Source organism: Wenzhouxiangella sp. YN9 (assembly GCF_056324165.1).
On sequence record NZ_JBJNIP010000107.1, the window covers coordinates 13738 to 34420 of the forward strand.

Below are 20683 nucleotides of genomic sequence, written 5' to 3' on the forward strand. Positions count from 1 at the left end.
CGCCCTCGACTCTGTTTGATCTCCTTGATGCCAGGCCCGCACGAGACTGCACCGCTCGGCCAAAAAGTCTAGCACCAAATTCTCGCGGCGATTCCGGACAAGGCTGGCGGGACGGGCCAGCAGCCTTACAATGGGTAATACGACACAGGGAGAAGTGCAATGTCTTTGCTTATTGCCGGTCTGGTACTGTTTCTGGGCATTCATTCGATCAGCATCGTTTCATGGCGCTGGCGCGACGGTATGGTCGCGAAGCTGGGCGAGCTGCCGTTCAAGGGCATCTACGGGCTGATTTCCATCGTCGGCCTGGTGCTGATTGTCATCGGCTACGGGCAGGCGCGGCTGGAGCCGATCTGGCTGTGGCATCCGCCGGCGTTCATGCGCCATATCGCCATGCTGCTGATGCTGTTTGCCTTTCCCGCGCTGGTAGCCGCTTACTTTCCCGGCCGCATCCAGCAGGCCCTGAAACACCCCATGCTGGTGGCGGTCAAGGCCTGGGCGCTGGCGCATCTTCTGGTCAACGGCACGCTCGCCGCGGTGCTGCTGTTTGGCGGTTTTCTGGTCTGGGCTGTGGTCGATCGCATCTCGCTCAAGCGTCGCCCGGCGCGCACGATTCCGCAGCTGCCGCGCTCGCGCGCCAATGATGCAATCGCCATCATCGGCGGGCTGGCGATCTATATCGCCTTCGTCTTCTGGCTGCACCCGCTGCTGTTTGGCGTAGCCATCATCCGCTAACCGGTCGGTGAGCGATACTGGCCAACCCCTGCCCCCAAGCCCCGAGCGCGGCAACCTGCTGCGCCGGATCATGGCCATTGTCGTGCTCGGGGTTCTGGTCGGCATGGCAGCGGCCGTGGTGGCCAACGCCTTCGTTGGCTCGTTCGTGTGGCTCAACGACCTACTGCTGATTTCGGCTGCGAGTCGCGCCCAGGAATCACGCGCCTGGCTGGTCACGCTGGCCATTGTGGTGGTGCCTACAACCGGTGGGCTGATCGGCGGGATCCTGCATCGTTTCATTCCCGAACGCCAGCCGCATTCGCCGTCGGACCTGATTGCTGCGGTGCAGACGCGGCGCGGGCGACCGCCATTGCGCGCCGGACTGTTGACGGGCCTGTCGAGTCTGATTTCGCTGGGCTTTGGCGCTTCAGTGGGCCAGTACGGCCCGCTGGTGCATATCGGCGGCACGGTCGGCTCGCTGCTGTCGCGGCTGCTGCGCGCCCGGCTGACAAGCCAGAATGCCGCCATTGCCTGCGGCGTCGCCGCGGTCATTTCCACCGCTTTTCACGCGCCGATTGCCGGCATCCTGTTTGCCCATGAAGTGATCCTGCGCCACTTCGCCCTGCGCGCGTTTGCACCAATTGCCATCGCTTCGGTGCTGGGCCACGTCACCTCGCGACTGGTGTGGCCGCAGCCACCGCTTTTTTCCGTCGCCAGCGTCGAGGTCGCCCATCTGTGGGAATACGGTCTGTTCATCGCGCTGGGCATTGCCAGCGCGCTGGTGGCGGTCAGCTACATGTCGGCGCTGCTGCAAATGCAGTATCTCGCCACGCGCCTGAAGGTTCCGGCGCTGCTGCGCCCGGCAGTCGCAGGCCTGGGCCTGGGGCTGGCTGCACTGTGGGTGCCCGAGGTTCTTGGCCTTGGTCTGGACACGCTGCGCCAGAGCTTTATCGAAGGTGGCTGGCCGCACTGGGAGCTGTTGCTGATCATGGTGCTCAAATTGCTGGCCACGGCCTGGTGTCTGGGCATGGGTTTTGCCGGTGGTGTGTTCAGCCCGGCGCTGATCGTTGGCAGCCTGTTTGGCGCGCTGTTCGGCAGCGTCGTCGGCTATCTGGCCGGTGCATTGTTCGGTGTTGATGTATCCGCGCAGATGGTCTACGCCATCTGCGGCATGGTGGCTGTGGCCTCGCCGGTCATCGGCGCACCGCTGACCATCGTGGTGCTGGTATTCGAAATGACCTCGAGCTACGAGCTGACCATTGCTGCGCTGGCCAGCGTCGCCCTGGCCAACCTGGTAGCGTCAAGATTCTTTGCCCGCTCGCTGTTCGATCAGGAGCTGGCCAAGCGTGGCCACGATCTGTCCGGCGGCCGCAGCCAGGCCATTCTGCAGGTCCACGGAATCCGCGAACTGCTGTCCGAGCAGTACGTCAGCCTGCGCCCCGACACGAACGTCGGCCAGGCGCGTAACGCCATCCTTGAAGCGGCCCGCGCCCGCGCCTATCTGACCGACGACAAGGGCCATTACATCGGCACGATTCACTTGCACGAAATTTTCCCGGCGGACGCCAGCGAGTCAATCGAGGACTGGTGCGACCGCAGCGCACTGACCATGCGCGAAGACGAGACGATCTGGGGTGCGATGAATGCCATGCGCCGCTTTGTCGGCGAAAGCGTCGCCGTTGTTGACGCCGAGGGTCGCCTGGTGGGCGCCATCTACGAGTCCGACCTCATCGGCGCCTATCTGGAACTGCTCGCACAGATACGCAAGGAAGAACACGCCGCCGCCTGAGCCCGCCCGGAGGGCGGGCCGCGACGCGCTTCAGAATCGTCCGCGCACACCCACGCTCAGATCCCGCCCCGGGAGAGGCGCGAACGCCTTTAGAAACGAGGTGTGCACGCGCGCTTCTTCGTCGAGCAGGTTGGAGAGCCTGGCAAAGACCTCCAGCTCGGAATATCCAATCGCGAAGACATGGGCGATGTTGAGGTCGAGCATGTCGTAACCCGCCGTCGGGGTTTCTTCCGGTGCCAGGTGACGGGCCGAGCGCACGCGCTTGTAGCCCAGGCTGCCCCGCACGTCGCCGAGATGCCAGTCTAGATTGGCGACATAGCGGCCGGGAGAGATTCGCGGCAGCTGCTCGCCGGAGTCGAACTCGGCGCGCACCCAGTCGTAGCCCAGCCGCAGGTCAAAGTGACCAAGCACGCTGTCGGGCAGGTGCCAGATCGCCTGCAGCTCGCCGCCATGGAAGGTGGCATCCTGCTGTTGACTCTGATACAGCGGCAGGCCGGCACGCACTTCCCCGGTTCGGTGCAGATAGATGAAGTCATCGATGGTGTTGTAGAACAGCGAAGCTTCCAGATCGAGTGCCTCCGAATGCCGATGCACGATCAGGTCGAGACCGCTGGTGACCTCCTTGCCCAGATCAACGGCGCCGCGCTCGTAGGTAAAGGTCGCCGGATGCGGCCCCTCGGCGAACAGATCGGCCTGCGTCGGGGCGCGCTCGGCGTAGGCGTAGTTCAGCGATGTCTGCCAGCGTTCGTTCATCTGCCAGAGCGCGCCGACACTGGCTGAAGCCGTTGTGAAGCTCTGCTTGACGAGCCGGGCAGGCGCGCGCACGTTTTGGCGCTGGCCGTTGGCGGCCGAATCGTGTTCCTGCGGCTCGAGCAGCTCGTCAACCTCGATCTCATTGTGCTCGACCCGTGCACCCAGGGTCCAGGTGAGCGGGCCGCTGCGCTTTTCTTCGAGCACAAATAGGGCCCCGCTGCGGGTATCGCCGTCCGGCACGTAGGCCTCGTCGCCCATGGCGGCAAGTGTCTTCTCCTCAAGCTGCAGTCCCAGCGCGCCGCGCCAGCCGGCCAGCGGTCGGTGCTCGAGCTCGAGCCGGCTGCTCCAGGCTTCGACGTCGAACACGGTATGCGCATGATCGCCAGAGCCATGTACCGCGTCGCTCGGGTTGAGCGCGCGTTCGGCGTGCGTGTAGTCGCTGTAGCTGGCCCGCAGCGTTGCCCGCAAGAAGCCCGGCAGCGGATCGTCGAGCCGGCCCTTGGCATCCCAGCGCGTTTGTTCGAGATCAACGTAGACGTCTTCGTCGTCGTGATCGTGCTCGTCGGCATGAACATGTCGCGACAGCAGCGCGGGCCGGAAGCGATTCCCGCCCGGATGCTCATGGCCCGAATCAGCCGGCCCATGGCTGTGCGGCGCTGGAATGCCGTACTCGGTTTGGAAACGTTTGACCGCAATGCCGAACATGCCGCGCTTCCCGATCCAGCTCAACCCGGCAGAACCCGATTGCGACTCGACAAAACTGTTGGGCAGCCTGCCCGGTTTCTCGTCATCGCCGGGCTCGGCCGTGCCGGGAATACTGTAATCGTCGGCATCGCGCCAGGAGCCGGCAATGTTCCAGGCCCACTGATCGCCGCCACCGTCAAGCCGCAATACGCCGGTGCGCTCGTCGGAGACGGTATTGCCGCGCAGCTCGAAGCGCCCCTCGAGCGCCCCCATCGGCGCTCGCTCAGGAATGCGGCCGTCGATGATATTGACCACACCGCCGACGGCGCCGGAGCCGAACAGCAGCGTTGACGGCCCGCGCAGCACCTCAATGCGGTCTATCAGCATCGGCTCGACGCTTACGGCATGGTCGTCGGACTGCGCCGAGACATCGACGGCCGGCAGGCTGTCTTCCAGGATCTGTACGCGGCCACTGCCCAGACCACGAATCACCGGCCGCCCGGCACCGGGGCCATAGCTTGTCGAGTGAACGCCGGGCTGCTGCATCAGGGTATCGCCCAGAGTCAGTCCGCGGCGATCGTCGAGCTCTTCTCCCATGAGCATGTCGACCGGCTGTGCCGATTCCAGCTTGCTGCGCCTGAGTGGCAGAGCGCTGACCTCGACCCGGTCGATCTCATCATGCTCATAGTGCGACTCGTCCTCCTGCGGAGAATCGGTTGGCGTCTGTGCCACGGCGGCGAGCGACAGCAGCGCGGCCGGCAGAAGACTCGTTCGGATCATGTACAGCTCCACGGTGAAAGAGGTGTAATGTTATATCAATACACCGTCGCTGTGAAGAGTGATCGAGGCCTTGAACAAGCCAGCCGCGAATGCCCACCGCGCTGACAACCGGACGCGCTCACCAGCCCACGGCGACTCCGGCGTAAAGCCAGCGGCCGGGCAGCTTGGCGAAGCCGCTTTCAACCAGGCGCCTATCGAGCAGATTGTTGCCTTCGACAAAGAGCTGGAGATCGGCAAGCTGCCAGCTCAGACGCAGATCGAGCAGCGTGCCCGCCTCCCCGGAGCTGCGCTGGCTGTATCGCGCCCGGGTGGTAAGGCCAAGCGTATTGCTCAGGCGCCAGACGGCGCCGGCGATAATGCCCAGCTCGGCGTAGTCAAGGGCATACTTGATCTGCAGCCCGCGACGGTCGAGGCGGGTGTCGAGCACGGTTGCGGCCAGGTCAACCCGCTCGAGCCGTTTGCCGGAGGGCAGCCACTGCCATTCCAGTTCGGCGCCGCGGCTGCGGTGGCCGTCGAATCGCCGGGCCTGCCACTGCACCTCACCGGGCAGGCGCGCCCAGTCGATCAGCGCGTCGGTGCGGCGCTCGAACAGGGCCAGGTTGACGCGCTGCGCTGCCGCAAGATAACGCAGGCCGATTTCTGCATAGTCCGAGCGCTCTGGCCCGAGGGCGGGGCTGCCGCGGTTGCCCGAGCTGTCCAGGAACAGTTCGGTATAGGACGGCGTCCGGGCCGAAGCGGCCCAGGACGCAAAACTCACCCAATGTTCGTTCAGGCTGTACTTGAAGGCCAGCGACGGCAGACCGTAGCCGCCATGATCGCTGTAGTCGACCAGCGATAATCCGGCCTCGATCTCTGCGCGCTCTCCCAATGCATGCCGATGCACCAACCATGCCTGGGACTCGTCCCGGTCATGCTGATCGAGCGCGTTCGAATCGATACGCTGGCGCGAGTAAGCCGCGCCCACCGCCGTCACCGCCCCGGCGTGGTGGCGACGTGCCGACACCCGCAGCCCCTGAACCCGTGTGGCGTGGCGGTTGATGTAGGCTGCGCCGGCAATCAGGGTGCTAAAGTGATCATCGTGCTCGCGCCAGAACAGGCGTGGCGTCACCTGCCACTGGCCAGCCGACGCGTCAGCCGACAGCCAGGCGCTGCGCGTCTGCGTGCGTTCGCGCTGGTCGGGAAAGTCGGCGGTATAGAACTTCCAGGCGCCGAAATCGCGATTTTCGCCCCCCAGCCCCCAGCGCAAGGTGGCCTCTCCCAGCGCCGCCGTGCCGGTATAGAGTCCGCGAACCATGTCGGCATCGGCCCGACGCGCCGACAGGTGCCCATCGGTCTTGAGACCATCGACGCTGACCCGATGGCCGCTCTGGCCCCAGGGGCCGGCTGCAGACAAGCCGCCGGAGCGGGTGCGATAGCTGCCGACGCGCGCCTGCGCCGACAAACCGGCATCGCTGGCGCTGCGGGTGACCACGTTGATCACGCCACCGGTTGCGTTGCCGCCGTAGGCCATGGCGCCCGGCCCCTTGATCACCTCGATACGCTCGATATGCGCGACCGGCACCGGCAGATTGAGATTGTGATGACCGGCCTGGGGATCACCCATCGGCATGCCGTCGAGCAGCACGATGGTCTGTTCAACGCCGGTACCGCGGATGCCGATATCGGCCTGCACCCCGGGCTCGCCGCGACGCTGCACATCCAGCCCGGCCACGCCGGCAAGCAGGTCTGCCACGGTTGGCGCCGGCCAGGATTCGATCCAGTCACGATCGATCACGGTCACCGACTGAAACGACTCCAGCAGCGACGCCCCGGTCGGGGTGGCGGTAATCACGATCGGATCAAGCCATTCGCCACGGCGCTCATCGGCCATCGCCGGGCTGACAATCACCGCAACCAGCAGCGCCACGCCGAGGGCATGGGATGTATTCAAGCTCAAATCACGCTCCTTCAGGGGTCTGGAAAGAGCGACAGTATACCGGAATTGTATTTTTTGGTTTACAGGCTCCCTTGTCGGTCCGGACACACAACCAGACCCGGTCGGGGTGCACTAGAATGGCTGCATCTCCCAACGATGCAGCAACTCGCTCCAAGGCCTGAAGACCCGTGAAACGACTGACCATCAGACGCCCCGACGACTGGCACCTGCACCTGAGAGACGGCGACATGCTGGCGGCGGTGGCGCCGGCCACCGCGCGCGTGTTCGGCCGCGCCATCGTCATGCCCAACCTCAAACCACCGGTGCGCACCGTGGCCGACGCGGCCGCCTATCGCGAGCGCATCCTGGCGGCCCTGCCCGCGGGCAGCCGCTTCGAGCCGCTGATGACGCTGTATCTGACCGAGACCACCACGCTCGATGACATTCGCGCTGCAGCTGAAAGCGACTTCGTCCACGCGGTCAAGTACTACCCGGCCGGAGCGACCACCAACTCGGACTCGGGCGTGCGCGATCTCGAACGGGTCTTCCCGATTCTCGAGGCGATGGAAAGACACGGACTGCCGCTGTTGCTGCACGGCGAGGTCACCGATGGCGACATCGACGTCTTCGACCGCGAGGCGATCTTCATCGAGCGCCATCTGGAAAAGCTGAGAGCGCACTTTCCCGAGCTGAAGCTGGTGCTCGAACACGCCACCACCCGGGAGGCTGTCGACTACGTCAAGACCGCGCCCGGGCCGATCGCAGCAACCATCACCGTCCACCATCTGATGTACAACCGCAACGCCCTGTTCGATGGCGGCCTGCGCCCGCATCACTACTGCCTGCCGCTGATCAAGCGCGAAACACATCGCCGGGCGCTGGTCGAGGCCGCCACCAGCGGCAGCGAACGCTTCTTTCTGGGCACCGACAGCGCCCCGCACCCGCAGCACGCCAAGGAGTCCGACTGCGGCTGCGCCGGCGTCTACTCGGCACCGGCCGCCATCGAGCTGTACACGGAAGTCTTCGAAGCCGCCGGTGCGCTCGACCGGCTCGAGGGCTTCGCCAGCCTGCACGGCCCGGCCTTCTACGGCCTGAGCGCCAGCGAAGAACGCATCACGCTGGAAAAGCGTGAATGGAGCAATGATGCGAAACTCCGTGCCGGCGACGAAACCATCGTGCCGCTGCGCGCCGGCGCCAATATTGGCTGGCAGGTCACCGGCTGAGGAGCAGCAATGCACTGGCACCTGATTCCGATGCCGTTGCGGGAAAACGCCGCCGTCGACCCGCTCACCCTCGGCCAGTGCGGTGTGATAGCGCAGCATCTGAAAGGCTCGCCGCCATGATCCGCCTGGGCAGCAGCAGCGAAGACATCGAGCGCGCCGCCGACATGCTGCGCCGCGGCGAACTGGTGGCCATCCCGACCGAAACCGTCTACGGCCTGGCCGGCGATGCTGCCAACCCCGATGCGATACGCCGTATATTCGCCGCCAAGGGGCGCCCGGCCGACCACCCCCTCATTGTCCACCTGCCCGACAGCAAGGCAATGGACCACTGGGCTGCTGAAGTCAGTGCAGCCGCGCGGCAACTGGCGAGCGCCTTCTGGCCGGGCCCGCTGACCCTGATCGTGCGCAAGGCCGCCGAGGTAGCCGACAGCGTGACCGGCGGCCAGCCGACGGTGGGTCTTCGTGTTCCCGGCCATCCGCTCACCCTTGCCTTGCTGAAGCGCCTGGGCCGCGCGGTTGCAGCCCCTTCGGCCAATCGCTTTGGCCGGATCAGCCCGACGACCGCCGATCACGTCATCAACGAATTCGAAGGCCGTGACAGCGTCGCTGCCGTGATCGACGGCGGCCCCTGCGAAGTAGGTGTCGAGTCGACCATTGTCGACTGCAGCGGGCGCCGGCCCCGCGTGCTGCGTCCCGGCATGCTCAGCCTGGAGCAGCTCGGCGAGGTGCTCGGCAGCCCGCCCGAAGTGGCCGGGGCGTCGGAAGGTCCGCGCACTGCAGGCCGCCTGCCCTCGCATTACGCGCCTCGAACCCGGCTTGAGCTGGTAACCACCGAAGCGCTCTCCGACCCCGATCCGGATGCGGCGGTGTTGGCGCTGACAGACACCCCCGACCCGGGGGGCTTCAGAGCCTGGCAGGCGTTACCCGATGACCCGGCGCAATACGCTCGCGGCCTCTACGCCGTCCTGCGTCATCTCGATGACCGTGGCGCCAGTCGGATTCTGGTCCAGCGCCCGCCTGATTCACCCGCCTGGTCGGCCGTTCACGATCGGCTGTCGAGAGCCGCCGCCTGAGGCCGGACACGCCCGGCCTGCTTGTACCCGAAGCGCTCCGGGCCGATACTGTTGCCTGCCGTAAAGCACTCATCAGAGACTCATACGCGCCTTGAACCGCCCGGAAAGACGGACGCAGCAACAACGGGGGGCAAGAACTCGCCGTAGCGCACGCTGGCGTGGCTGGCGCCGACGTTTGCGCACTCAGTCGGTTCTGACTCTGCTGCTGGCCGGATTTGCGCTGGTGGCCTTTCCTCTGCTCGTGGGCCTGATCGTCTCCGGCCAGCAGATCGACCGCGTGACGCGGCAAAGCGAGAAGCTGCTCGAGCGTTCGATTTCCGCCACGCAGTCAGCCCGACAGATCAGCGACCGGGTGATTGCCTTCGAGCGCTCTGCCCGCCAGTACCGAATTCTGCAGGATAGCGACGCAAAAGCCAGTCTGCGCGAGCGCCATCAGGCGCTCAGCGCTGATCTCGACACCTTTAACGCTGTGGTCGAACGTCAGGATCTGCGCGAGCAGGTCAATGCCATGCGCCAGAGCAGCCAGAAGCTGTATCAGCTGATTATCGAACCTCGCACCAGCCGCGAATGGCCGGCTCGCCTGGCCGCGTCCTTCGATGCGCTGGGGGAGGCCGCCAACAGCCTGCTGATGGCCACCGAAACCACCTCGCAGCACGAACTTCAGCGACTGGAGGCCATGGGCGAGTCGGCCCGCAACGTCTCCGTCCTGAGCCTGGCATCAACCGTCCCGGTGGCCGTGCTGCTGGCCTTGCTGATGGCGAGCTTCCTCAACCGCCGCATTCGGCGACTGGATCGGAGCATGCGGGCACTCGCGCAACCTGAACACGCGCGCATCGAACAGGTCAACAGCCCGCGCGATCTGCGCGCCCTGTCGATCCGGCTGGAGTGGGTTCGCCGCCGGCTGGTTCGCGGGGAACGCGAGCGTCAGCAGCTGGTTGGCCAGGTCTCGCATGAGCTCAAGACACCGCTGAGCGCAATTCGTGAAGGCACCAGCCTGCTTGCCGATCAGACTTTCGGCCGTCTGGGCGAGCAGCAGCGCGAAGTCATCGGCATCATCCAGGCGAACATCGTACGCCTGCAGGAGCAGATCGAGAACCTGCTGCGCTTCAACCGGCTCCGATCACGCCCCGATCCGATGTGGCAAGATGACATCGCACTGGACGAACTGGTCGAGAACGTACTCGACAATCATCGACTCAACCTGGAAGCCCGTGACATCAGCGTCCGGCGCAAACGCTCCCCGGAGGTCAGAATGCGCGCCGATCCCGACATGCTGACCACGGCCATCGACAATCTGGTGTCCAATGCCATCAAGTTTTCCCCGGCCCACGGCAGCATCGCAATCGGGGTGGAAAAACGCGGCAATCGAGCGCATATCCTGGTGGCCGATCAGGGCCCCGGCGTACCCGCCCAGGATCGCAGCCGGTTGTTCGAGCCCTTTTACCGCGGCAGCGGCCGGCACAGCCGCAGCCGCCCGGGCAGCGGTCTGGGGCTTGCCATCTGCCGCGATATCGTTCGCGCCCACCAGGGCAGTGTTCGCCTGATCGACAGCGCGAACTGGTCCACGGTTGTCGTGATTGAGCTACCCATTGCATCGTCAGGAGATGCTCGCCAATGAAGTGCTCGCCCAGAACCCCCGCAGTTGTCATCGCATGCGTCATCGTTCTTTTGCTCGCCGTTGATCTCCAGGCCGCAGCGGACGAAATCGACAGCGCCGACATCATCAACCGCGTCGAGCGGGTGCAGCGGGTCAGTGCCGAAACCGCCGCGACCTGGTACGCCGGGGTATCGAATCTCGACGCCTGGCTCGCGCAGCTGGAACAGGCACTGCTGAAAACGCTTGGGCCGGGCAAGCTGCGCGACGCACGATCGGGCCTGCAGATGCTCGAGACCCTGCTCGAAAACCGGCCCGCCGAAAACACTCGCATCACCGAAGACGCCCTGGAGACGCTGTCGGTAGTGACCGAGCTGGTCCGCCGCAGCATCAGCGCAGAGGAACAGCGCGATCGCGTCGCGTCCGAGCTGGAGCGCGAACGCAAGGCTCATCAACAGACGCTGGAAAAGCTTCGGGCGCTGCGGGAAATCGACCAACAGCTCGACGAGCGCAAGGACAGTGATGGCTAAAGCCATGGCCGACGAGCACAACGACCCGCCGCGTGAGATGGAAGCCCCCCGGATTCTCCTGGTGGACGACGACCCGGGGCTGCTGCGACTGATCAGCCTGCGGCTGGAGTCCGGGGGCTATACCGTCGATACCGCCGACAGCGGCGAGGCCGCGCTGGGCCGCGTGGCAGCGCGTGCCCCGGATGCGGTGATCACCGATCTGCGCATGGAGGGCATGGACGGCATGGCCCTGTTCCGTCAACTGCGCGAGCGCGATCCTGCCCTGCCCGTCGTCATTCTGACCGCCCACGGCAGCATTCCCGACGCCGTGGCTGCGACCCGCGAAGGCGCCTTTGCCTTTCTCACCAAACCCTTCGACAGCGCGGAACTGCTTGCCACCATTGCCGAGGCAACCGACGGCCGCCGTGGCGAGCCGAGCCGAGAGGCAGGCTGGCGCGCCGGAGTCGTCACGCGCAGTCACGTCATGGAAACGTTGCTGTCCGAGCTGGAGCTGGTGGCCGAAAGTGATGCCAGCGTGCTGATCATCGGCGAAAGCGGCAGCGGCAAGGAGGTCATCGCCCGCGCCGTTCACAAGGCCAGCCCGCGGCACGACGGGCCCTTTGTGGCGATCAACTGCGCGGCCGTTCCCGCCGAACTGCTCGAATCCGAGCTGTTCGGCTACCGCAAGGGCGCCTTCACCGGCGCCGAAAGCGACCGCGATGGTCTCTTCGTCCAGGCACGGGGCGGCACTCTGCTGCTGGATGAAATCGGCGACATGCCGGCCGCCTTTCAGGCCAAACTGCTGCGCGCGCTGCAGGAAAAGCAGGTGCGTCCCGTTGGTGCAGCCGAAGAAGTCGACATCGACGTGCGCGTCGTGTCGGCGACCCATCGCGATCTCGAACAGGCCATTCGCGACGGCCACTTTCGCGAAGACCTGTTCTACCGTCTCAACGTCGTCCAGCTCGATCTGCCGCCGCTGCGCGACCGGCCGGAAGACATCGTCCCGCTGGCCGAGCATTTCCTTGCCCAACTGCAGGCCGACCGCCCCGCGAGCGAGCGGATTCAGGGCTTCTCGCGCGAGGCATTGCGCGTGCTGCTGGGCCACGACTGGCCCGGCAACGTGCGCCAACTCGCCAACGTGGTCGAGCAGGCTTGTGTGCTCTGCCGCAAGGGCCCGGTGCCCGACAGCCTGATTCGACGCGCGCTGCGCCGGGATCCAACCGGAGTGCGGCCCCTGGCCGAGGCGCGCGATGCGTTCGAACGCGACTACCTGGTGCGCATCATGCGCATGGCCGAAGGCAACGTCAGCGAAGCGGCCCGCCTGGCCGGCCGCAACCGTACCGAGTTTTACCGCCTGCTGGGGCGCCACCAGCTCGAGCCGGCTGATTTCAAGGAATGATCCCGCCGCTCTGGCGGCTCAGCACCCACAATTGACCACTTTATTTACCTGACTTTTCAACACCTTGCGCCACATGTCGCTCTCTGGCGACAGTCCCGGCGCCGCTACCGACGGGCTTTGTCGTGGAAACACCCGGACCAGCGTCGCCTGCAGGCAACAGGTGTTACCGATACCGCACGGGCCTGGAAACGCAAGTTACTGAATCTAAAACTATTTTCCAACTTGGCACGGCAGCTGCATTAATCAGGGCGAGTCACACGAGACTCACAATTGGAAAACACTACATACAAGGAGTTGACCATGATGAATCTCAGCAAACAATCCCTGTTCGCCCTTGGTATCGCCCTGACCTTTGCGGCCTCGTCGGCCATTGCGCAGAATCCGCGCTTCGACGAGCTTGACGCCGACGGTGACGGTTACGTGAGCAAGAGTGAAGCACGTGCCCTGCCCTGCCTGGCGGATGCCTTCGACGACATCGACAAGCAAAGCGAAAAGGGCCTGAGCCAGAGCGAATACAGCTCGGCGGTTCAGCAGCACTGCAACCAGTCCCAAGGCGAGTCGGACTGGCCGCAGGCATAAAAAAGAACGGAGCCGTCCTGCCCTGACGGCAACATGAACCGTTCATCCCAAGCCGGTTTGCCCGTCGACCCGAAAGGTCGGCGGGCTTTTTTTCATGCCTGCGGATCAGCGCCCCTGATTCGGTCGCCTGCCCGCAGGCCAGTACGCCGCTTCAGTCGGGGCCATCCGCGGTTTCCTGCGGGCTGCTGTAGGTCGGAGTATCTGCCATGTCGGCCGGCGGGCTCCACTGACGCAAGCCATAGAACGCAGCAAAGGCGACGATGAAGATCAGCAGCACCCAGATCCAGGTCGGGATGGGCGACGGCGTTTCCGCGCGCGAGGGCTCCCAGTACAGTTCACCGCGGCCGCCATAGGCGTTGACCAGAATCGGAATGTCGCCTTCGAGCACGTCGTTGTCTCTGACCCCGTTGACCGAGATGCCCGGCCCATTGCGCACGGTAAAGGGAATGGAGCGCACCCCTTGCTGACCGTTGCTGTCCCAGGCCTTGATATGCAGCGTATGCGGACCGTCAGCCAGGCGCGTGGTATCGAGCTGGAAGCGCGCCGGCGGCCGATGAACCACGATCGGATCCGGATCGTCATCCAGATAGGCCTCGATACGATTGCGATCCTCTGTCTTCTCAGTTGTCATCACGATCACCCTGACCTTCTTCATCCAGAATTCGGCGCTTGATATGCTGCTGGCTTTTTTCGCCGGGGCGCAGAAAGTATTTGATCGTCAGGACCAAGACCGCGATGACAACGACCACGCCAATGCCGACGATCGCGTATTCGATCACGCTATGCTCCTCGGCGCTTTCCGCCGCGTGTGCCAGAGCATGACACAGCGGCTGCAACAACACCGCAGCAAGTATCAGCACCATCTTCATCCAGTGCGTTCTCATTGGTTCTGCTCACCCTCCTCGCGCCGGGCCGCAACATCATCGGGGCTGACCGTCGGTGCGTCATTGCCCCAGCTGGTGCGCTCGTGGTTGATCATGGCGGCGATTTCGTCATCGCTGAAGTGCCCGAACGGCGGCATGGGCGAGCCATAGGTCTGGCCATTGATCTCGCGGCCATGGGCACCAAACAACACAATATCGATATGTTCAGTGGGATCGTCGGCGACCACAACCGGGTCATCGACCAGCGGCGGAAAAGCGCCGGGCACGCCCTGCCCGCTGGCCTGATGGCAGGCTGCGCAATTGTTGCTGTAAAGCGTTTCACCGTTGGCGGTTGTCGTCGACGCTGTTGTCTTCGCTTCGGATTCATCTTGCGACTTTTCGCGAGAGGCTCCGGAAGCAGCCGCGCCCGCTCGCCGCTCGATCGGCTGCTTGAGCGCAAACAGATACGCCACCAGCGCCTGGCCGCGATCATTGGGAACCACCTGCAGATCGTCTCCGGGGGCAAACTCGTCAGGCAACGGCACAACGAAAGCATCCTCATCGGGGTTATCGGTGACCTCGAACAACCACGGATAAGCCGGCATGATGGAGTCTTCAACCACGGTACGCGGGTTGTACAAATGCATGTACTGCCACGTTTCAGCCGGCTGGCGCGAGCCGACGTCGGAAAGGTCCGGGCCGATTCTCGCGCTGCCCAGCACCGCCGGGGCATAGGGTCGCCACATATCCAGTGGCCCACCGATGCGGGCATAGTCATCGCGCGCAGACGGACGGCCGAAGTCCGCATCCATCTCCAGCGGCCGGACCTGCTGGGTATGACAGGCAACGCAGCCCTCGGCAATGTAGACGCCCAATCCTTCTCTTTCTCGGTCGGAGAGCGTGTCGCCGGTGTAGTTGACCTCGACCTGAGCCTGGGTCCAGTAGGCCGGCGCAATGCCAACGATGATGCCCAGGAAGATGAAGCCGAAGAAGATGGTGCCAAACAGCATCCAGTGATTACGATGGAAGCTCACGCCTGCACCTCCTCTGCTGCTGCACCACGGGGTGCTCCGTCACCCTGCGGACGCATGCGCCACAGGTTCCAGGCAAACACCAGATGCGAGAGGAACATCAGGGTACCGCCCACGGCTCGCCACAGATAGAACGGCTCCATCAGCGTGACCGAGCGCATGAAGGGCGCATCCGACATCCAGCTGTAGCCCTGCAGAGTGCCGCCGATCATCAACGGAGTGGAGTAGAGAACGAGGCCAACGAGAGCAAACCAGAAGTGCACTCCGGCCAGCAGGGCGGACGGCTCACGCCCGGTCAGGCGCGGCAGCAGACCATAGATGCCACCCCAGATCAAAAACACCACGAAACCGTACATCGTCTGATGCGAGTGGGCGACGGTGAAGTTGGTGAAGTGCCAGACCTTGCTCAGCGAACGGAAGGCCTCGAAGGTGCCCTGTAGCGAGAACACGAAGTAGCACACGACCCCGACGAGGATAAACGGCAAGCTGTAGCTGCGGGCGATGGTGCGTCCGCTGCCTTTCATGGTCATCAGGAAGTTGCCGGTTCCGGCCGCCAGCGTAACGACCATGCCGACGCTGAAAATGATGGCCACCGTCTGCAGCGCCCAGGGCGTGGGCGCATAGATGAAGTGATGCGCGCCGATCATGCTGTAGAAGACCATCTGCGTCCAGAAGGCCAGCACCCCCAGGGAATAGGAATAGATCGGCTTGTTGAGCAGCCGCGGCAGGAAATAGTAAGTGGCCCCCAACGCCAGCGGGGTGAACCACATGCCCACGCCCATGTGCATGTAGTAGCCCTGGATGATGGTCTGACTGACGCCGGTGTTCTGATAGGTCGGAATATGCGCGATGACCATCAGGGCGACAGTCCACAGAAAGCCGCCCATGATGTACCAGTTGGAGATATAGATCTCCTCGATGGCCCTGCCGGCAATGGTGCGGATGAGGTTCCATGCCACCATGATGACCCCGGCGGAGAACACGCCCATCACCGGCCAGATGAACTCACGATATTCCTGGCCGCCGCTGTTGATGCCGGCCATCAGCAGAAGATCGCCGACCAGCACCGCCAGGTTGATCAGACCGAGCGCCACCCAGGCCTGCGGAATGCTGTGCAAGCGCCTCTGGCTGGTCTTGGGCACCACATAAAGCGCCAGCCCGATCAGTGACAGCGAGCCCCAGCCCCAGAACACCGTATTGGTGTGCACCGGGCGCAGGCGCCCGAAAGACAACCAGGAAATGTGATCGAGGTCGGGCCAGGAAAACTTGAGGCCCAGATACTCGCCCGCCAGCGTGCCGATGATCAGCCAGAAGGTGCCAAAGCCGATGTAGGCAAATATCAGTCGCGTCCAGGCAGCATCGGAGTCGGGGGCCGAGGCCACGCGCGACTTGCTGACCACAAAGGGCCGCTCGGGCGGCAGCAGGGTGGATCTGTCGGGCATTGTCGTTGTTGACTCTTGGTTAAAAGGGTATTTGAGATGCATTATAACAATTTCTTGACCCGGGTCATTGCGTTTTCCGGCGCCTTGGCCTGGCGCCGCCGCGCACGCCGACCCGGGCGGCGTTTATACTCGGGTTTTGTCTCCTTCAGGAGCGCACCCTGAGCTCGGCCCGGGACCCTCAACGCGATATCTACCCCGACGCGCTGCGCGCGTTGGCGCTGCTGGTCGTCGTCTTCGGCCACTGGCTGGCCACGCTGCCGCGGCTGGCCGACGACCGGCTGATTGCCACCGATCACATCCTCAAGGTCTGGCCCGCGGCCGGGTTGTTCACCTGGCTGGTGCAGGTGGTGCCGCTGTTCGTGTTCGTCTCGGCTGCCGTGAGCACTCAAGGCGTGACCCGCCGCCTGCACCAGGGCCATTCGCAAACCCGGTGGTGGGGCGCCCGCGCCCTGCGCCTGGCCCGGCCCACGCTCACCTACATGGCTGCGCTGACGCTGCTGGCCGTCATCGCACAGTTCTCCGGTGGCCGTGTTCTTGGCGCCTTCGGCGGCTCGCTGACCATCCATTTGTGGTTTCTGGTCATGCTGCTGGCCGTCCAGGCCCTGCTGCCGGCGGGCGTGACCGTCGACCGCCGGTTCGGACTGAGCGCGGTGGTGGCGCTGATCGCGCTGGCCGCGGCTGTCGATATCCTTCGCGCCGGCGCCTTCTGGCCCGCGCAGTGGGCCAGCCTGGGTGCACGCGTGACCGCCACCGAAGGCGGCATCGGCTGGCTCAATGCGCTCTTCGTCTGGCTGCTGCCGCAGCAGCTCGGCATCGCCTGGAAACGGCGCCGATTTCACGGGGCGCTGGCGGGCCTGGGGCTGCTTGCGCTGGGCGCAGCCTGGCTCGTCGCTGCCGTCAAAAGCGGCTACCCGGTCGGCATGGTCGGGCTGGATTTCGAGGGCAACAGCAACATGCTGCCGCCAACGCTCGCGCTGATTGGCGTGATGTGGCTGCAGGTCGGCCTGGTGCTGCTGTGCGAAAAACCCGCGCGCTGGCTGCTTGATCGCGAGCGCCTGGCGGGCATCGTCGCCTTTCTCGGCGCCTTCGGCATGCCGCTGTATCTGTGGCACAAGCTGGCCGAGCTGCCCGCCGCCTGGCTGGGCGAGAAACTCGGTGCGCCCATCGATGCCGGCACGCCTGGCGATCCCGGCTTCTGGAGCGGCCGGCTGTGGTGGCTTGGCCTGTGCCTGCTGATGGTCGTGCCGGTGCTGGCGATCGTCGCCTGGATCGAAACACACCGCCGCAGGACACCGCCCGCTAGCGATTCCACGCCCGCCATCCTGGCCGGCGGTTTCGCCCTGTTCGCCGGCCTGGCCGGCGCGCTGGTCCTGGGCGCCGGCCCCGGCGCAATCATCGGGCTGGTTGGCGTTGGCCTGGCTTCGCGGCTGCTTCGTCAGCATCAGGAAAATGATATTTAGCATTGACGCTAATTAGCGTGCCTGTTAAATTAGATCCATGACGGATCTGTTCCAGGCGCTCGCCCACCCGGTCCGGCGGGCCGTGCTGAAAAAACTGCGAAGCGGGCCGCTTTCCGCCGGCGAGCTGGCCGACGAGTTTCCAGTGTCGAAACCGACCATGTCGCGCCACTTTGCCACCTTGCGAGACGCCGGGCTGATCCAGGCCGAACGCATCGGCACCACCATCCGCTACCGGCTCAACGTCTCGGTCGCCGAAGAAGCCATGAGCGCGCTGATGAGTATCCTCGGCGCGGGCAAGAGCCAGGCGCATGAAAACGAACGTGAAAAAGAACAGGAACAGGAGAAGGAATGATGGTTCGCAAGGGTTTGCTGTTCTCGATTCCGCTGTTTGTCGCGATCGCACTGCTCGGCCTGGCCGGCTGGCTGATGACCCCCGAGGGTCAGGCCATTGCCGTGCACTGGAATATGGCCGGTGAGGTCGATCGCACCGCCGGGCCCATCGAGGCCTTTCTTGCCATTCCGGGCACCGCGCTGGTATTGATCGCGATCTTCGCGATCGCACCGGCCATCGACCCGCGCGGTCGCAACCTGCAGCGGTCGAAACCGCTGTGGCTGGCCGGCTGGCTCGGCTCGCTGTTCATTCTGGCCATCGCGCAGGGCGTCATTACCCTCTCGGCAGTCGGTCTGGTCGAAATGAGCGGGTCGACCATGCCCAGGCTGATCGGCAGCGTCGTCGCGGTCTTCATCATGGTCATCGGCAACGCGCTGGGCAAGGCGCGACCGAACTGGTTTGCCGGCGTCCGTACGCCATGGAGCCTGTCGTCGGATCGCAGTTGGGACGTTACGCACCGCTGGGGCGCGCGCCTGTTCATGGCCGCTGGCCTGATCTCGCTGCCGGCGCTGTGGATCACGGAAGGCCAGACCGCCTGGATCGTCATGGCCGCAGCCGTTGCAAGCGCAGCACTCGTGTCGACCGTGCTGTCCTACCTGGTGTGGCGCAAGGATCCCGAAAGGGAAACATACAGCGCCGACAACCACGACGGAACCTGACGCTGCCCGGTCAGGCCAGTGGGCCAGCAGGTTCAAGAACTGATCAGAAGGAAAACGCCATGCCCGATGCAAGCACACCGCCGCACCAGGACCAGGGTCTGCAAACCCTGGCCAGCCCCTGGTCGGTCAGCGAGACCATCGACCGGCTCGAAGCCGCAGTGCGCGCCCACGGGGCAACGGTCTTTGCCCGCATCGACCACGCTGCGGCCGCCGGGCACGCGCTGGCACCGGGCGCACGCGCGGCGCTGGCCGATGGAATCGGCAAACTCGTGCAAGATACCTGCGGAGGCCGGGCCGAACAGTGAGAAAAAGCGACTCGAACGCCCACCACCAGGCCGCGGCCGATGGCGTTGACATTGCCGGCAACCTCGCCGCGGTCAAGCGCCGGATCGCGGCCGCCTGCCAACAGGCTGATCGCGACCCGACCGAGGTCACGCTGCTGCCGGTAAGCAAGACCGTCGACGAGCGCCGCATGCGCCTGGCCTGGCAGGCCGGCTGCACAAGCTTTGGCGAAAACAAGGTCCAGGAGGCTCAGCGCAAGGTCGAAGCCCTGTCCGACCTGGACGCGCGCTGGTCGATCATCGGCCACCTGCAAAGCAACAAGGCCAAGTACGTGGCCCGCTTCGCCCACGAGTTCCAGGCGCTGGATCGAATAAGGATTGCCGAAACGCTCGAACGGCGCCTGCAGATGGAAGGCCGGAGCCTGGACGTATTCATCCAGATCAACAGCTCGGGCGAGGCGAGCAAGTACGGCCTCGAGCCCGATGACGCGATCGATTTCGCGCACGCGCTCAAACCCTTCTCCGCCCTGCGGGTGCGCGGCCTGATGACCCTGGCCGCGCTGACCACCGATCGCTCGCGCGTCAGAGACTGCTTTCGCCTGATGTACCGGCTTCGGGAACGGCTGCGCCAGGACGGACCGGTCGATATGCACTTCGATGAGCTATCGATGGGCATGTCCGGCGACTTCGAGATAGCCATCGCCGAAGGCGCCACGGTGGTCCGCGTCGGTCAGGCCATTTTCGGGCCACGGCCGCTGCCCGACAGCCATTACTGGCCGTCGAACTGACTGGACCCAGAGCGCTCTTCAGCCCTTGATGGCCGGGCGGTTGGAAACGCGTGCATGCCAGGCCGTGAGCGCCCTGGCTCGGGCGGGCATTTCCATCTTCAAGCCCCGCAGGCCAAAATCGAGAGCGACCAGCGCGGTGATATCGGCAACGCTGAACTCGTTGCCGGCAACGTGATCATGCGCGGTGAGCATGCCGTCAAGGTCGTGCATGAACCAGTCGAAGCGCTGACGCCCTCTTTGCGCCAGCTCGGCAATCTGCGCGACCGGGCGCCGACCCGGCAGTGCGCGGTCCTTGAAGCCCTCGAGCGAATTGCGAAAGCCTTCCATGACGGCCAGCAGACCGTTCATTTCCACCCAGCGATCACGATCATCGATGCGGGCGCGCTCCTGCGGCGTCACTCCGAGCAGCGGCGGCTCGGGCTTCAGGCCTTCGAGATGGCGGCATATGGCCGCGCTGGAGCCCAGACGCAGTCCATCATCGAGCTCGAGCACCGGCAGCGTGAGATCGGAGTGAACAGCGGCGAACGCTGGCGTCAGGTGTTCACCCTTGCGCATGTCCACGAAAACCTGCTCGATCTCCAGGCTTTTTTCGGCGAGAAACAGATGAACGCGGCGCGGGCTGGGCGCCTCCGGGAACGTGTAGAGTTTCATGACCTCACCTCTTTTGCTGCGTACGCCAGGCTGGCAAGCCGTCGTCGGGATGGCGCTCACGATCCCGGGTGGCGACCAGATTGTCGGCTGACGCCGACCGAGTCAAGC

General features: G+C 64.7%; 20 protein-coding genes. 13 read left to right on the forward strand and 7 right to left on the reverse strand.

From position 1 onward, the window contains the following. Positions 1–159 precede the first annotated feature (159 nt). Positions 160–732, forward strand: a complete 573-nt coding sequence (locus ACEWQ0_RS09910; RefSeq protein ID WP_476485256.1) for an NnrU family protein — start codon at positions 160–162, stop codon at positions 730–732. Positions 733–739: 7 nt separating this feature from the next. Next, positions 740–2500, forward strand: a complete 1761-nt coding sequence (locus ACEWQ0_RS09915) for a chloride channel protein (protein ID WP_476481919.1) — start codon at positions 740–742, stop codon at positions 2498–2500. Between the two features lie 30 nt (positions 2501–2530). On the opposite strand, the gene ACEWQ0_RS09920 is transcribed toward ACEWQ0_RS09915, so the two are convergent. Beyond that, positions 2531–4717 carry a TonB-dependent receptor gene (locus tag ACEWQ0_RS09920; protein ID WP_476485257.1) on the reverse strand — a complete coding sequence of 729 codons (2187 nt, stop codon included), beginning with the start codon at positions 4715–4717 and terminating at the stop codon, positions 2531–2533. A gap of 118 nt (positions 4718–4835) precedes the next feature. After that, positions 4836–6647, reverse strand: a complete 1812-nt coding sequence (locus ACEWQ0_RS09925; RefSeq protein WP_476485258.1) for a TonB-dependent receptor plug domain-containing protein — start codon at positions 6645–6647, stop codon at positions 4836–4838. Between the two features lie 173 nt (positions 6648–6820). Between ACEWQ0_RS09925 and pyrC the strand changes: the two genes are divergently transcribed. The 6 genes from pyrC (at position 6821) to ACEWQ0_RS09955 (ending at position 13009) form a co-directional block, all read left to right on the forward strand. After that, positions 6821–7855, forward strand: a complete 1035-nt coding sequence (gene pyrC / locus ACEWQ0_RS09930) for a dihydroorotase (protein ID WP_476481916.1) — start codon at positions 6821–6823, stop codon at positions 7853–7855. A 116-nt stretch (positions 7856–7971) separates the two neighbouring features. Further along, the gene (locus ACEWQ0_RS09935) at positions 7972–8928 is read left to right on the forward strand and encodes an L-threonylcarbamoyladenylate synthase (protein WP_476485259.1); all 957 of its coding nucleotides are present in this window, start codon (positions 7972–7974) and stop codon (positions 8926–8928) included. Between the two features lie 175 nt (positions 8929–9103). Further along, positions 9104–10546, forward strand: a complete 1443-nt coding sequence (locus tag ACEWQ0_RS09940; RefSeq protein WP_476485260.1) for a sensor histidine kinase — start codon at positions 9104–9106, stop codon at positions 10544–10546. Next, positions 10543–11052 carry a hypothetical protein gene (locus ACEWQ0_RS09945; protein WP_476481913.1) on the forward strand — a complete coding sequence of 170 codons (510 nt, stop codon included), beginning with the start codon at positions 10543–10545 and terminating at the stop codon, positions 11050–11052. The genes ACEWQ0_RS09940 and ACEWQ0_RS09945 overlap by 4 nt, the downstream gene beginning before the upstream one ends. Beyond that, on the forward strand, positions 11045–12430 hold the full coding sequence (locus ACEWQ0_RS09950) for a sigma 54-interacting transcriptional regulator (RefSeq protein ID WP_476485261.1): 1386 nt from the start codon (positions 11045–11047) through the stop codon (positions 12428–12430). The genes ACEWQ0_RS09945 and ACEWQ0_RS09950 overlap by 8 nt, the downstream gene beginning before the upstream one ends. A gap of 300 nt (positions 12431–12730) precedes the next feature. Continuing rightward, on the forward strand, positions 12731–13009 hold the full coding sequence (locus ACEWQ0_RS09955) for an EF-hand domain-containing protein (RefSeq protein WP_476481912.1): 279 nt from the start codon (positions 12731–12733) through the stop codon (positions 13007–13009). A gap of 151 nt (positions 13010–13160) precedes the next feature. On the opposite strand, the gene ACEWQ0_RS09960 is transcribed toward ACEWQ0_RS09955, so the two are convergent. The 4 genes from ACEWQ0_RS09960 to ACEWQ0_RS09975 are packed head-to-tail and all read right to left on the reverse strand — an operon-like array spanning position 13161 to position 16345. Then, positions 13161–13640, reverse strand: coding sequence for a hypothetical protein (locus tag ACEWQ0_RS09960; protein WP_476481911.1), 480 nt, complete (start codon positions 13638–13640; stop codon positions 13161–13163). Beyond that, positions 13630–13878: a hypothetical protein gene (locus ACEWQ0_RS09965; protein ID WP_476485262.1), complete on the reverse strand. Its 249-nt coding sequence runs from the start codon at positions 13876–13878 to the stop codon at positions 13630–13632. Before ACEWQ0_RS09965 ends, ACEWQ0_RS09960 begins: the two co-directional genes overlap by 11 nt. A gap of 11 nt (positions 13879–13889) precedes the next feature. Next, positions 13890–14906, reverse strand: coding sequence for a cbb3-type cytochrome c oxidase subunit II (locus ACEWQ0_RS09970; protein WP_476485263.1), 1017 nt, complete (start codon positions 14904–14906; stop codon positions 13890–13892). Then, entirely contained in the window at positions 14903–16345 is a 1443-nt protein-coding gene (locus tag ACEWQ0_RS09975) for a cbb3-type cytochrome c oxidase subunit I (protein WP_476485264.1), read from the reverse strand. The genes ACEWQ0_RS09970 and ACEWQ0_RS09975 overlap by 4 nt, the downstream gene beginning before the upstream one ends. Positions 16346–16533: 188 nt before the next feature. On the opposite strand from ACEWQ0_RS09975, the gene ACEWQ0_RS09980 reads away from it, so the two are divergent. The 5 genes from ACEWQ0_RS09980 to ACEWQ0_RS10000 are packed head-to-tail and all read left to right on the forward strand — an operon-like array spanning position 16534 to position 19924. Beyond that, positions 16534–17805, forward strand: a complete 1272-nt coding sequence (locus ACEWQ0_RS09980; RefSeq protein WP_476485321.1) for an acyltransferase family protein — start codon at positions 16534–16536, stop codon at positions 17803–17805. Positions 17806–17842: 37 nt separating this feature from the next. After that, positions 17843–18157, forward strand: a complete 315-nt coding sequence (locus tag ACEWQ0_RS09985) for a metalloregulator ArsR/SmtB family transcription factor (RefSeq protein ID WP_476481907.1) — start codon at positions 17843–17845, stop codon at positions 18155–18157. Continuing rightward, positions 18154–18855: an SdpI family protein gene (locus ACEWQ0_RS09990; RefSeq protein ID WP_476485265.1), complete on the forward strand. Its 702-nt coding sequence runs from the start codon at positions 18154–18156 to the stop codon at positions 18853–18855. Before ACEWQ0_RS09985 ends, ACEWQ0_RS09990 begins: the two co-directional genes overlap by 4 nt. A gap of 59 nt (positions 18856–18914) precedes the next feature. Then, complete coding sequence (locus tag ACEWQ0_RS09995; protein ID WP_476485266.1) at positions 18915–19160, forward strand: hypothetical protein; 246 nt, start codon at positions 18915–18917, stop codon at positions 19158–19160. Next, positions 19157–19924, forward strand: a complete 768-nt coding sequence (locus ACEWQ0_RS10000; RefSeq protein WP_476485267.1) for a YggS family pyridoxal phosphate-dependent enzyme — start codon at positions 19157–19159, stop codon at positions 19922–19924. Before ACEWQ0_RS09995 ends, ACEWQ0_RS10000 begins: the two co-directional genes overlap by 4 nt. 18 nt (positions 19925–19942) lie before the next feature. On the opposite strand, the gene ACEWQ0_RS10005 is transcribed toward ACEWQ0_RS10000, so the two are convergent. After that, positions 19943–20575 carry a glutathione S-transferase family protein gene (locus ACEWQ0_RS10005; protein ID WP_476481903.1) on the reverse strand — a complete coding sequence of 211 codons (633 nt, stop codon included), beginning with the start codon at positions 20573–20575 and terminating at the stop codon, positions 19943–19945. Positions 20576–20683: the final 108 nt, after the last annotated feature.